This window comes from Bacillus sp. SIMBA_154 (genome assembly GCF_046536015.1).
Lineage (GTDB): Bacteria > Bacillota > Bacilli > Bacillales > Bacillaceae > Bacillus > Bacillus pumilus_P.
In genome coordinates, this window is the sequence record NZ_JAWJBV010000015.1 from 1 (window position 1) to 13,064 (window position 13,064).

General features: G+C 40.5%; 10 protein-coding genes and 3 pseudogenes. 1 reads left to right on the forward strand and 12 read right to left on the reverse strand.

The window, feature by feature from the left end:
• Positions 1 to 202 precede the first annotated feature (202 nt).
• The 3 genes from R0K30_RS16625 to R0K30_RS16635 form a co-directional block, all read right to left on the reverse strand.
• Entirely contained in the window at positions 203 to 1,036 is an 834-nt protein-coding gene (locus R0K30_RS16625; protein ID WP_099727153.1) for an undecaprenyl-diphosphate phosphatase, read from the reverse strand.
• Positions 1,037 to 1,163: 127 nt separating this feature from the next.
• Positions 1,164 to 2,306: an AI-2E family transporter gene (locus R0K30_RS16630; protein ID WP_099727134.1), complete on the reverse strand. Its 1,143-nt coding sequence runs from the start codon at positions 2,304 to 2,306 to the stop codon at positions 1,164 to 1,166.
• A 64-nt stretch (positions 2,307 to 2,370) separates the two neighbouring features.
• Positions 2,371 to 2,763, reverse strand: a complete 393-nt coding sequence (locus R0K30_RS16635; protein WP_249705105.1) for a hypothetical protein — start codon at positions 2,761 to 2,763, stop codon at positions 2,371 to 2,373.
• Between the two features lie 201 nt (positions 2,764 to 2,964).
• Between R0K30_RS16635 and R0K30_RS16640 the strand changes: the two genes are divergently transcribed.
• Entirely contained in the window at positions 2,965 to 3,954 is a 990-nt protein-coding gene (locus R0K30_RS16640) for a Gfo/Idh/MocA family protein (protein ID WP_099727131.1), read from the forward strand.
• Positions 3,955 to 4,031: 77 nt separating this feature from the next.
• On the opposite strand, the gene R0K30_RS16645 is transcribed toward R0K30_RS16640, so the two are convergent.
• The 9 genes and pseudogenes from R0K30_RS16645 to R0K30_RS16685 form a co-directional block, all read right to left on the reverse strand.
• Positions 4,032 to 4,556: a type 1 glutamine amidotransferase domain-containing protein gene (locus tag R0K30_RS16645; protein WP_099727130.1), complete on the reverse strand. Its 525-nt coding sequence runs from the start codon at positions 4,554 to 4,556 to the stop codon at positions 4,032 to 4,034.
• Positions 4,557 to 4,645: 89 nt separating this feature from the next.
• The gene (locus tag R0K30_RS16650; protein ID WP_370461117.1) at positions 4,646 to 5,599 is read right to left on the reverse strand and encodes a methyl-accepting chemotaxis protein; all 954 of its coding nucleotides are present in this window, start codon (positions 5,597 to 5,599) and stop codon (positions 4,646 to 4,648) included.
• Positions 5,591 to 6,634, reverse strand: a pseudogene (locus R0K30_RS16655) (HAMP domain-containing protein); the annotation flags it as partial. The pseudogene R0K30_RS16655 and the gene R0K30_RS16650, both read right to left, overlap by 9 nt.
• 165 nt (positions 6,635 to 6,799) lie before the next feature.
• Positions 6,800 to 8,032, reverse strand: a complete 1,233-nt coding sequence (locus R0K30_RS16660) for a methyl-accepting chemotaxis protein (RefSeq protein WP_410611778.1) — start codon at positions 8,030 to 8,032, stop codon at positions 6,800 to 6,802.
• Entirely contained in the window at positions 7,966 to 8,691 is a 726-nt protein-coding gene (locus R0K30_RS16665) for a cache domain-containing protein (protein ID WP_410611780.1), read from the reverse strand. Before R0K30_RS16665 ends, R0K30_RS16660 begins: the two co-directional genes overlap by 67 nt.
• Before the next feature lie 174 nt (positions 8,692 to 8,865).
• The gene (locus R0K30_RS16670) at positions 8,866 to 9,816 is read right to left on the reverse strand and encodes a methyl-accepting chemotaxis protein (RefSeq protein ID WP_370461115.1); all 951 of its coding nucleotides are present in this window, start codon (positions 9,814 to 9,816) and stop codon (positions 8,866 to 8,868) included.
• Positions 9,811 to 10,857: pseudogene (locus tag R0K30_RS16675) on the reverse strand (HAMP domain-containing protein); the annotation flags it as partial. The gene R0K30_RS16670 and the pseudogene R0K30_RS16675, both read right to left, overlap by 6 nt.
• Before the next feature lie 124 nt (positions 10,858 to 10,981).
• A complete protein-coding gene (locus R0K30_RS16680; RefSeq protein WP_371930242.1) occupies positions 10,982 to 11,932 on the reverse strand; it encodes a methyl-accepting chemotaxis protein in 951 nt (316 codons plus the stop codon).
• Positions 11,924 to 12,973, reverse strand: a pseudogene (locus tag R0K30_RS16685) (cache domain-containing protein); the annotation flags it as partial. The gene R0K30_RS16680 and the pseudogene R0K30_RS16685, both read right to left, overlap by 9 nt.
• Between the last annotated feature and the right edge of the window lie 91 nt (positions 12,974 to 13,064).

The following is a 13,064-nucleotide window of genomic DNA, read 5'->3' on the forward strand; positions in this document are numbered from 1 at the left end:
TCCTCTTCGACCAGTTGATCTAGCAATACAAATTCGGCTTGGTGCTGAGAAGAATTTCTAGTGTGGAACATGAGAAAAACACCTTCCTTTAGTGGACTTTTCTCTATTATAAAATGAGGAGATGTAAATTTTAAGAAAAAAATAAAGCTGTCGAGATTTTCTCGACAGCCTGACTACTCTTTTAAAAGAGTAGTTTACATCATTACATAAACAGGATAAATAAAATCAGACCTAGGATAATTCGGTATATCGCAAAAGGCACCAGTTTGATTTTATTGATCAATTTTAGGAAGAATCGAACAACAAAGAGAGCTACAATAAACGCACTCACAAAGCCGACAATAAAAAATGGAAGCATATCTGTTGTTAAATATTCGGCATTTTTCACGAGTGTTAAGAAACTTGCTCCCGCCATAATCGGCATCGCCATGATAAACGTAAAGTCAGCTGCAGCTCGGTGGTTCAGACCAAGAATAACGCCGCCTGCGATGGTAGAACCTGAACGCGAGAAGCCAGGCCATAATGCCAAACATTGAAACAGCCCGATATAAAGTGCCTGTTTGTACGTCATGTTGTCCACAGAGCTTGTTTCTGTTTTACGTTTATTGATCCAGTCAGCGATAAGCATCAGCACCGCCCCTAAAATCAAACCGACAGCGACCGTTCTGACGTCAAACAAATATTTATCAATATAATCTTCAAATAAGAATCCTAAAATGACGGCTGGGACGAGTCCAACAGCAATTTGAGCAATGGTCAGCTTATGTCCACTGCGCTTTTGTTCTTCTGTGATATTTTTCTTTAAGCCTAACAAGTTCAAAATACGATCTTTGAACACGATCATTACAGCTAGAATAGAGCCTAACTGGATCACGACTTTAAATGTGTTTGCTGCCTCTGGCGTAATAATTTCCTTCGATTTTAACCAAAGATCATCGACAATGATCATGTGCCCTGTAGATGAGACAGGTGCATACTCTGTTAACCCCTCGACAATTCCTAAAACCAGTGCCACGAATAAATCCCATAAATTCATGATTTTCTTTCCTTTCAATTCTGATCTTTTGAACAGGCAAACCATCTATGTCCACATAAAGATAAGCTTTCTGTTTCGAAAGCTCGTCTTTATGATACTATATTTTTTTCAAAAAAAGATTATGACATCAAACCTTTTCTTCTTTATACAAATTGGATCGCATTTTGAACCAATCAAATAAGTGGGTCGTGATGACTTTCAGAACGGCGTACGTCGGAATAGCGACAATGATGCCGATCACGCTGAACAATTTACCAGCTGTTAAAAGAACAAAAATGATGGTAACCGGATGGATATGAAGGTTTTTCCCCATGACCTGCGGAGAAATGAATTTCCCTTCAATCAGCTGGACAACCGTCCAAACAATGATCAATTTTAACAGCATAATTGGTGACGTGACAAGGGCAATCACAATCGCTGGTGTAATGGCAATCGTTGGGCCCAGATAAGGAACGACACTTGTACATGAGGCAATGAGGGCCAGCAGTAAGGCGTAGTCTAAACCGATAATCATGTATCCAATTAAGAGAAGAACACCGATACAGAAGCTGACAATGATCTGCCCGCGAATATATGAGCTAAGGCGATGATTCATTTCATGCAGCACGATATGTGTATGATCTCTTAGCTTATTCGGAATAAATTTCAAGAAATAGTCCGGCAATTTTTTGCCGTCTTTTAATAGGTAAAATAGAATGAATGGGACTGTGACAATCGAGATAATGATTTCAGTCAGCGCACCCAAAAATGTCCCTACACCGGTGAAGGTGCTTTCCAAAATACTTGTCGCTTGGGTTGACGCTTTACTGGCTAATTCAGACACATTAAAGTTCATCGTATTTTGCACTTGATTAATGAAGTTGCTGCCTGTTAATTGTCTAATTTGATCTTCTACCGTATCGACGTATTTCGGAAGGTTATGAAACAAACTCATGGTTTGCGCTTGTAAGAAAGGAATAATGGACACAATGGTCACTGTCATAACGCCAATAATGACAAGATATAAAAGCAAAATCGAATAGATCCGCTTGATTCTAAATCTCTCTAACAAGTTGACAACCGGATTTAATAAATAATACACAACCCCCGTTAGAATAATCGGTAAGGCAATGGTTTTGACGAGTACAATGAGCGGTATGAAAATAAAAGATGTTTTCATGAAAACAAGGATATTCAATCCGATTAATAGCAGGACGAGTAAAAAGAGAACAAACTTGTTATCAAGAAAGAATTTTCTAAATCGACTGCTCCACATTTGCATAGAATTCATATCGTTCCTCCAAACACGGGCTATTTTTTAGTAAATTGTACACTACTTGATCATGATATGGTGATCATTGTTTTAGCTTTTTTTCCAATATTGCAATGGACATTGCCCATAAAATCAGAATCGGTTGTCCAATGAGCCTCATCCATAGCATGGCTCGTTCTGTGCTCTCTTGACCTGGAAATGGAATCCCCTCTCGCGCCGCAAATAGGTTTGCTGGGAAAATGAGTACAAGATAGACAGCAATCCCTTTTGCTGCCGCAATCCTGACGTTTGGCAGAAGCAGTAGAACTGCCAGCAGCCATTCCAAGCAAGCAGTAGCATAGACCATCACATAGGGAAATGGCCAGCCATTCAACATGCGGGCAAAGCCGCCTGGCTCTATCACATGAAAAACACCGGCTGCTATGAATAAAAGCGCAAAGACGTATGTACTTCCTATATGCAGGATGCGCTTCATGTTCGTTTCCTCCTCTCCCTTCTTTCTGAGTATTACCCGAATGAAGGAAGAAACTACCCACTTTTCGTACATTTATATCCTTTATGTAAGACGCATCAGCCTAGATAAAGGTTTCATCCGCTTTTCAATAAAAAGAATATTCTTTCATACAAACGCTTTCAAAGCATGTATAATCAGAGAAAAGCAGAAGGAGGGAATGACATGATTCGATTTGCTGTCATCGGAACGAACTGGATTACAGATCGCTTCTTACAGGCTGGTGAAGGAATTACGGATTTTACATGCACAGCCGTCTATTCACGTTCCGCTGAAAAAGGACAGGCATTTGCAGAAAAGTACGGAATTGATACGGTCTTTACCAGCTTACAGAAAATGGCGGAAAGTGATGCGTTTGATGCTGTATATATTGCAAGCCCAAACGCCCTTCACAAAGAGCAAGCCATGTTGATGATGGAGCATCAAAAGCATGTTTTATGCGAAAAGCCGTTAGCCTCCCATCGAAAAGAAGCTGAACAGATGATTGCCGCAGCGAAAAAACATCAAGTTTGTTTAATGGAAGCAATGAAAACAACATTTCTACCAAATTTTCTTCAAATCAAACAGCACCTGGATCAACTAGGTCCTATTCGGCAAGTGGTCGCCCATTACTGTAAATATTCCTCAAGATACGACGCCTACCGAGACGGTGAGATTCCAAACGCCTTTAAGCCGGAATTATCTAATGGCTCTTTAATGGATATCGGTGTGTATCTCGTCTTTCCAGCCATTTATTTATTTGGCCTGCCAAATCAAATCACAGCGAGAGGCTATAAGCTTTCTTCTGGGGTGGATGGGAGCGGCTCATTACTTTTACAGTATGACGGGCATCAAGCACTTCTTTTTCATTCAAAAATCTCAACGTCCCACTTATCTGCTGAAATTCAAGGAGAAGATGCCACAATGGTCATTGATCAATTCCACCGTCCTTCTCGTATCACGATCCATGATCGTCATGGACATCAAACCGACATCTCTCTCAAAGATGATCAGCCAGCCATGTATTATGAAATTGATCATTTTATTGAGTGTATTCAGCAAGGAAAGGGACAGTCTCCGGTCAATGCATTTGCCTTATCTGTTCAAACCATATCCGTCATGGACGAAGCGAGAAGGCAAATGGGCATTACGTATCCTGCCGACAGACACACTTAATGGGGCATGAGATGATGAACAAAGGGCGACAATGATGTTTATTTTCGCCCTTTGTTTTTCGTTCAGTGTGAAGACAATTATTTTGCCGCTAATACATCCGCAAATGCTTTCACATATGGCGGAAGATCCGGTGGACGTCTGCTTGAAACGAGATGTTCATCTGTGACAACTGCTTCATCAAACCAGTCCGCACCAGCATTCGTCATATCATCTTTAATACCAGGTGTACTTGTCACTTTTTTGCCTTGCAGGATTCCGGCTGAAATCAGCACCCAGCCAGCATGGCAAATTTGTCCGATTGGTTTGCCTTTCGCATCAAACGTACGGACAATATCTAATACTTCTGGATATCGGCGCAGTTTATCAGGCGCCCATCCGCCTGGAACGAGCACAGCATCATAATCGTCAGCTTGAATGGAATAAAAATCTGCATCGGATACGGCAGGCACTCCATACTTGCCGATGTACTCATGATCTGCTTTTTCTCCTACGAGATGGACGGTTGCGCCCTCCTCTCTTAAACGTAGAACTGGATACCATAGCTCTAAATCTTCAAAATCATCACTCACAAACGCAATGACCTTCTTATCTGATAAACGCATAACATCTCTCCTTTTCTTCCGATTTCCTCTATTGTACGAGATCATCTCTTAAAAAGAAAAGCGGTTCCCCTTGAGGAGAACCACTTTCATTATTCATTGATCTTGAATTTTTTAATTAAATCTCGCAGCTCTTCCGCCATTTGGGAAAGAGTCGTAGAGGAAGAACTAATCTCTTCCATAGAAGCGAGCTGCTCTTCAGCAGATGCCGCGATATCTTGGATGCTTGCTGAACTCTCTCTCGATACATCTGCAATGTCATTGACTGCTCGAGAAATTTGCTCAGATCCTTTTGAAAGCTCGCGTACCGTTGTATTCATTTCATTAATTCTTGTTGCGATTTCCGCTGTTTGCTGGTTAATTTGTGAGAAGCTTTCTTTCGTTTGGTCTGTAATAGAAAGACCATTTTTCACTTCTTCATTCACCGATTTGAACATATTTTGAGATGTTTCAATTTCAGATACAATTTCTTTCACGAGCTTTTCAATCTCTTTTGCTGAATCTGATGATTGAACCGCTAGTTTACGTACTTCTTCTGCGACAACCGAGAAGCCTCTGCCTGACTCGCCTGCACGTGCTGCTTCGATGGCTGCATTAAGTGCGAGTAAATTCGTTTGATCTGCAATGCCGTTAATCACACCTAGGATGTTTGTGATATCTTTTGATTTATGCTCTAGTCCGTTGATCACACCTTCAGCTTCTTTCACTGAATGGTCGATTGTTTTCATTTGGCCAACTGTTTGCTCCACAAGCTGTCCGCCTGTTTCCGCTACTGTTTTTGATTGAACAGATGACGCCGTGATCACATCAGAGGTTTGTGCGACTTCGTTCAGTCCTTCATTCATTTGTTTCAAATGGGCCGCACTTTGTTCAACCATTTCGCTTTGATTTTCGTTACCGTTTGAGAATGTTTCAATAGATGATGTAATATGTTCTGTTGCCTTTGTTGTTTGACCTGCGCTTGCCGTCAGTTCTTCAGATGATGAAGCCACGTTTTCAACAGATGTTTGTACGGCTTGAATGACATCTCTTAGTGACTCACTCATTTCATTAAAGCTTGTGCCAAGCTGTCCAATTTCATCTTGTGACCTGACGTCAATTTTTTCTGTCAAATCTCCCTCACTGATCTTCTTCGAAGATGAGACAAGCATGGAAAGTGGTTTTGTAATCGAACGGATGATAAAGAAGATAAGAATACCGCCAATGATGAGGGCGCCGGCTAAAATAATGGTGGCCATGTTAAAGACTGGCTGCGCAGCTTCTTCTACTTCACTTACAAACATTGTACCGACAATCTTCCAGCCAGTTGCCTTATTTGTGGTGAACTCCATTTGCTTTTCTTTTCCTTCAAACATATAACTCATAGATCCTTTATCTTGTGAATAGAGTTTTTCTAACCACTCACCAGATAATTTGGACCCAGCTTTTTTCGTTGGATGGGCAACAAAGGTACGATCAGGGCTTCCGATAAAGGCATAGCCTTGTTTACCAATGTTAATACTATTTGACTCTTTCACTAGATTCGCAATGTCTAGGTTCATCGCAATGACACCTGATCCGTCCTCTAGTTTTTTAGAGATTGTCACAACAAGAGTACCGGTTGATGCGGTTGGGTACGGAGCTGAAACAGACAGCTCACCGTTTTTCGCCCAGCCATCTTTATACCAATCTCGCTCAGTTGCGACATAGTCAGCAGGCATTTTTTTATGAGGATATCTTGAAAATACTTTGCCATCACTTGAAGCGACAAAAATGCCTTCTGTGTCATCATTCATACTCATGAACTGCTCAAAGCGTCCTTGAATATCAGTCGTTCCTTTTTGCTTGAGTTTTTTCTTCGTGATCCATTGACTAAAGAAATCGGCCGCGTCTGTTTTCACTTTCACAACCTTCGTAATATTTTTATCTAGCTGCTCTACATTTTCCTTTGCGCTTTGCATGATTTGATCATTTAAGGAGGTGCTCGCAGTATGATATGACGAGTATGCCAATACAATGATTGGGCATAAGAGAATAAATAAGAAAGAGAATACGAGCTTTTTTGAAATAGATGGCTTTCGGAAATACTGTATGAATTTCATAAAAAAGAAAACTCCTTTTAGTAAGATAGTATATATATCGGAAGTACTACTAGGTTGTTTACTTTTTTAACTTATTAAAGTCTAAATAAGTCCAAAATACCCAATTTATATGCAGTGAAAGGAAAAACACCTGACGCCAAAACGTCAGGTGTTTCACTACATCTCTTACATTTTAAATTGTTTAATGAGCTCTCTTAATTCTTCTGCCATCTGTGATAAAGTGGCAGAGGATGAGCTGATTTCTTCCATTGATGCCAGCTGTTCTTCTGCAGAAGCCGCAATATCTTGGAAGCCTGCAGAGCTTTCTCGTGAAAGCTCTTTGATCTGATTGACCGCATGTGAAATATCGTTCGAGCCATGTGAAAGCTCTTTGGCTGATCCGTTCATTTGTTTCATTTGTTCAGTCAATTCAGATGTTTTATGGGTGATTTTCTCAAAACTCACTTTTGTTTCATCTGTCATGTTTAATCCAGACTGAACTTCACCCGCTACTTGTTTAAACATTTTTTGTGATTTTTCAATTTCCTCTACAATCTCGTTCGTCAGGCTTTCAATTTCTTTTGAAGAGCTTCCTGATTGCTCTGCCAGCTTGCGAACTTCTTCTGCGACAACAGAGAAGCCTCTGCCTGCCTCACCTGCTCGTGCGGCTTCTATCGCTGCATTTAAGGCAAGAAGGTTCGTTTGGTCTGCGATGCCGTTGATGACACCTAGAATGTTTGTAATGTCCTTTGATTTCTGCTCTAAGCCTGCAATGACAAGCTCTGCTTCTTTCACTGCCTGCTCAATCGTCTGCATTTGACCTGCTGTTTTTTGAACGAGTTCTCCACCAGCCTGAGCGGTTTTGCTAGATTCGATCGACGATTCCCTCATATGAGAGGTGGTGTCGACCATGTGCGATAAGCTGCGATCCATTTCGTTGAGCTGGACTGAGCTTTTTTCAATCATATCATTTTGATGTTCAGTGCTGTTTGAGAACTGTTCAATAGATGATGTAATATGCTCGGTCGCTTGAGCTGTCTGTCCCGCACTTGCCGTTAATTCTTCAGATGAGGCCGCCACATTTTCAATTGAATTCTGGACGGCTTGGATGACTTGTTTCAGCTTTGCAGACATATCATTAAAGCTCTGCGCAAGCTTGCCGATTTCATCGTGAGTACGTACCTCAATATGCTGGGTAAGGTCTCCCTGACTGATTTTCTCAGCCGATTCAGAGAGCTCTATCAGTGGTTTTCGAATGGATTTAATAATAAAATAAATCGCCATACCGCCTACGACAATTGCAGCTGCAAGTATGATCATTGTTAAGTCGAGCACTGGCTGTGCGGCTTCCTTTACTTCGTTGACATACATCGTCCCGGCAATCTTCCAGCCTGTCGCTTCATTTGTATCAAAAAACATTTGCTTCGGCTGTCCGTTTTATGGGCAACATAACGCTTATCTGACGTGGCGACAAAGGCATAGCCTTCTTGGCCAATTTTGATGCTGTTTGTATCTTTTACGACAGTGTTCAATCGCATATTGACCCCAATCACACCAGAACCATCTGCTAATTGTTCTGATATTGTAATGAGCAGGTCATCAGATGACTTATCTATAAAAGGATCTGAAATGATGGGTTTCTCATCTCCCATCGATTGTTGAAACCATGGCTCATTTTTGATGCTCTTTGCACTGCCTTTATGGATCTTGGAATATTCTGTTAGTTTACCATTTTGATCTGCAACAAATACTTCCACCACATCTTCATCAGTTTCCGATAGTTGCTCTAATTTCACCTTGAGTAAATCTTTGTTTTTAGAGGCCAATTCATTCTTTTTCACCGATTTGGATAAGTATGACACAATGTCAATTTTAGGCTGTACATCTTTATTAATGAGTTCGTTTAATTGCTTAACACTATTTGCAGCACTAGACATAATCTCATCATTGAGAGACTTGGATGCCACCTCATAAGAAAATGCTGCCAATACGAGAATTGGCACTAGGAGAATCGCTAAGAATGCAGTAATTAATTTCTTCGACATCGTCAAGTGCTTAAAAAAGTTGATTTTTTTCATTACCCTACTCCTTTTGATTTATGATTTGTGATCTTCCTCCTCCATTCTTAGGTAATATGAATCAATTTTCAAGGTCCAATGTTCCGAAAAACATCAAAATAAGTATAATAGCCTATTTCTTTTGGTTTATTCAATTTAAAAAAGCCTCCTAGCTGGAGGCTCTTTTCATCATGTCTATTCGACTTTAAATTTGCTAATCAAATCACGCAATTCTTCTGCCATAGAAGAGAGTGTGGCAGAGGACGAGCTGATTTCTTCCATTGACGCCAGTTGCTCTTCTGCTGAGGCGGCAATGTCTTGAATATTTGCGGAGCTTTCTCGTGATACGTCTGCGATCTCACGGACAGCCTCTGAAACATGTGCAGAGCCCTTTGAAAGCTGGACCACTGTTTGATTCATCGTTTGAAGCTGATCTGAAATTTCTTTTGTCATTTCGAAAATATTGTGGAAGCTTCCTCTCGTTTGTTCAGTGAAGCTTAAGCCTGATTGAACTTCTCGATTCACCGCAGTGAATACTTCCTGTGATACATCGATGTCTTGAACAATTTCTTTGATCAAATTCTCTATTTCTTTCGCTGAATTGGCAGATTGAACAGCAAGTTTCCTTACTTCCTCTGCTACAACGGAGAAGCCTCGACCGGATTCCCCAGCTCTTGCTGCCTCAATCGCTGCATTTAGTGCAAGTAAATTCGTTTGATCGGCGATTCCATTGATGACACCGAGAATTTGTGTAATGTCTTTTGATTTACTTTCCAGTGCACTAATGACATTCTCTGCTTTTTTCACTGACTGATCAATGACATTCATTTGAGAAGCAGTTTTTTCAACAAGCTGTCCGCCTTCCCCTGCGATATCTGTTGATTTGATCGATGAAGCGGTAATCGATTCAGCAGATTCATTCATGTGCTGAAGGCCTCGGTTCATTTCCTCTAACTCGTCTGAGCTCAATTCCACTTTATCATTTTGGCTTTCATTTCCGCTGGAGAATTGTTCAATGGCTAATGTGATATGCTCTGTTGCTTTACTTGTTTGTCCTGCGCTGGCGGTCAGTTCTTCTGATGAAGAAGCGACATTTTCGACTGAGGTTTGAACAGCACCAATGAGTGATCTTAATGAGTCAATCATCGTATTAAAGCCTTTACCAACTTGTCCAATTTCGTCATCTGATTGGATCTGAAGCTTATCACGCAAATCACCATTGCTGACTTTTTTCGAGAAGCGGGCAAGGTTGGATAATCTCTTTGATATAGAGCGGACGATAAAGAAGATGAGGGTTCCTGCTACGATAAGTGTCACACTGAACACGATAATGGCTGTATGGAAAACTGGCTTTGCCGCATCTTCTACCTCTGATACGAGCATCGTTCCACCGATTTTCCAGCCGGTTAATTCATTGGTCACATACGCAACCTTTTTATCTGTTCCTTTGAGCGAGTAGCTGCCGCTTCCTTCTTTGTTTTTAAAAATAATATTCGCTAGATTTTCGTTGACTTGACTTCCTGGCTTTTGGGTTGGATCTGCTAGAACGGTTTTATCCTTTTCCATGATGAAGGCATAGCCTTTTTGTCCAATTTTGATTTCTTTTAATTTTTGAAGCAGGCTGTCAATTTCCATATCAAGCCCGATGACACCTGAACCATCTTTCATTTTTTGAGCAATGGTGATGACCATTTTACCTGTGGATGCTGCTACGTATGGTTTTGTGATGACTTGTTTGCCGCTTTCTGCATTGAGCGCCTCTTGATACCATGGCCGCTCTCTTGGATCGTAGCCATCAGGCATCTTTTGAACTGGGTATTGCATGAACAATCCCTTTTCAGAGCCTGCATAGATAGCAGAAACATCTTTTTCATTAATTTTTCCATATTGCTGCAATTCTTTAATGGTCGCATTTCTATTTTTTTCTTGAAGATTAGAAGCTTTGAGAGAGTCTGTAAACAGTGTCACAGCATCTGCTTTGTTTCCAATATTCTCATTGATTAAAGTATCAAATGCATTGACCTGACTCATAGCACTGCCCATAATCTGTTTGTCTAGCTCTGTCTTTGATGTGAAAAACGCACTAATTGTCAGTGCGACGGTTGGTAGGATAAGGACTACCAAAAAGGCAATGATTAATTTTTTTGAAATGGATGGTTTTTTGAACCATTGGATCATTTTTCCCATTTTATCTTTCCCCCTTTACTTCTCTAAAGTTATTATCGGATAAAAGGTATATTTTTAGAGACTGGAAATGACGTTTAAAAATAAAAAAATACCCAGACAATTCTGGATATTTTTTTATCGTTTTTTAATTGATTTTAAATTGACTTGTTAACTCTTTTAGTTCCTCTGCCATATTTGCAAGTGTCACAGAAGAGGACGTAATTTCTTCCATAGATGCCAGCTGCTGTTCAGCAGAAGCAGCAATGTCTTGAATGTTCGCTCCGCTTTCCCTTGAGACTTGACGAATCTCCTGCATGGCTTGTGACACAAGCTTTGAACCGCTCGATAGGTCAATCGCCGTATCGTTTAATTGGGTCAGTTTTTTCGACATTCCTTCTGCCGCCTCATAAATGTTCTGGAAGCTTTCTTTTGCCTCTTCTGTCATGCCGAGTCCTGCATTTACTTCTCGATTGACCGTTTTGAACATATCTTGAGATTTAGCAATTTCTAACACAATTTCTTGGATCAGCTTTTCAATTTCTTTCGCTGAATCTGCGGATTGGACAGCTAGTTTTCTCACTTCCTCTGCAACGACGGAGAAGCCGCGCCCCGATTCACCTGCTCTTGCTGCTTCGATTGCTGCATTAAGCGCAAGTAAATTCGTTTGATCCGCAATGCCGTTAATCACATTTAAAATACTCGTAATATCTTTAGATTTGTATTCTAATTCTTTCATGACTTGTTCTGCTTCTTGTACAGATGTATCGATATGTTTCATTTGGTTGGCTGTGCTTTCAACAATGCGGCCGCCTTGACCAGCAGCCTCTGTCGATTGAAGTGAGACAGCAGCCACTTCTGATGAGGTATGTGACATGCCTTGTAATCCTTCATTCATCGCCACAAGCTGATTCGTACTAGATTCGAATTTCTCGTTTTGCGCTTCATTTCCATTTGAAAATTGTTCAATCGACATCGTGATATGCTCTGTTGCTTGACTCGTTTGGCTGGCACTTGCGGTCAGCTCCTCTGAAGCAGAAGCCACATTGTCGACAGAATGTTGTACAGCTCGGATGACTTCGCGAAGGGATTCACTCATCTTGCTAAAGCTTCTTGTCAGATCCCCTATTTCATCCTTCGATTTGGTTTCAAGAGTTTCGGTTAAATCGCCTTCACTCACTTTGTTTGAGAAATCAACCAGCTTTCTAAGCCCAATTGTGATGGAGCGAACGATGAAAAAGATTGCGATGCCGCCAAGGATAAATGAAGAAATTAAAAGAATAATGGCAGAATTCCAAACTGGCAGTGCTGCTTCTTCTGTTTCTGATACAAACATCGTTCCAGCAATTTTCCAACCTGTTAAATCATTCGTGACAAAAACGAGACGCTTTTGCTCTCCTTTATTCTCATAAGTTGCATTTCCTTCTTTGCCGCTGTAAAGGATAGATGAAATATTTTCTGTGACCTTAGAGCCTGATTTTTCTTCTGGATGAGCCACAATTTGTTTGTTTTTATTTGCAATAATTGGATAGCCTTCTCGTCCAATTTTAATTTCCTTTATTTTATCAACAATGTCCTGAACATCGATATCGATCCCGATGGCTCCCGACCCGTCCTTCAGGCGCTGAGCGATCGTGACAACCATGCCATTTGTTGTAGCAGAGATGTATGGATTGGTGACAACAGGTTCACCTTTTTCATCCTGCATTGCTTGTTGATACCAATCGCGTGTTGTTGGATCATAGCCTTTTGGCATGTCTACTTTAGGAAACTGAACGAAATCACGCTTTTTACTTGCTGCATAAAAACCAACTACGTCTTCTTCATTGATTTTGCTGTATATCTCAAAATGCTCATAAAGTTCATGCTGGTTTTTCTTTTTAAAGTCGTTTGCAGTGGACGTTTCGGTAAAGAGTTTCACCGCGTTTTCTTTGTTCAAAAGCTTTTGCTCGATCAAGTCATTCAGCTCATTGACTCTTGCATTCGCTCCGTACATGATTTCATGATCTAATTCTTGTTTGGCAATCTGATATGAAATCGCACTTAGTGTAATGATTGGTAAGACGAGAACAAGTGTGAATGAAATAATCAGTCTCTTTGAAATCGATGGTTTTTTCAACCATTTTATTGCACTTTTCATGGTTTTCCTCCTTTTAAACGTTATGTTTTATATCGGACAACTTCATATTATTTTCATGTTTTTCAAATAAAAAGGATGCTTTTTTGTTTAT

What these genes read in the sequence shown, in the direction of transcription:
- R0K30_RS16625 (WP_099727153.1), bottom strand. Translation starts at nt 1,036, where the DNA reads ATGAATTTATGGGATTTATTCGTGGCACTGGTTTTAGGAATTGTCGAG.
- R0K30_RS16630 (WP_099727134.1), bottom strand. Translation starts at nt 2,306, where the DNA reads ATGAATTCTATGCAAATGTGGAGCAGTCGATTTAGAAAATTCTTTCTT.
- R0K30_RS16635 (WP_249705105.1), bottom strand. Translation starts at nt 2,763, where the DNA reads ATGAAGCGCATCCTGCATATAGGAAGTACATACGTCTTTGCGCTTTTA.
- R0K30_RS16640 (WP_099727131.1), top strand. Translation starts at nt 2,965, where the DNA reads ATGATTCGATTTGCTGTCATCGGAACGAACTGGATTACAGATCGCTTC.
- R0K30_RS16645 (WP_099727130.1), bottom strand. Translation starts at nt 4,556, where the DNA reads ATGCGTTTATCAGATAAGAAGGTCATTGCGTTTGTGAGTGATGATTTT.
- R0K30_RS16650 (WP_370461117.1), bottom strand. Translation starts at nt 5,599, where the DNA reads ATGAGTGAGTCACTAAGAGATGTCATTCAAGCCGTACAAACATCTGTT.
- R0K30_RS16660 (WP_410611778.1), bottom strand. Translation starts at nt 8,032, where the DNA reads ATGTTTTTTGATACAAATGAAGCGACAGGCTGGAAGATTGCCGGGACG.
- R0K30_RS16665 (WP_410611780.1), bottom strand. Translation starts at nt 8,691, where the DNA reads ATGAAAAAAATCAACTTTTTTAAGCACTTGACGATGTCGAAGAAATTA.
- R0K30_RS16670 (WP_370461115.1), bottom strand. Translation starts at nt 9,816, where the DNA reads ATGATTGACTCATTAAGATCACTCATTGGTGCTGTTCAAACCTCAGTC.
- R0K30_RS16680 (WP_371930242.1), bottom strand. Translation starts at nt 11,932, where the DNA reads ATGAGTGAATCCCTTCGCGAAGTCATCCGAGCTGTACAACATTCTGTC.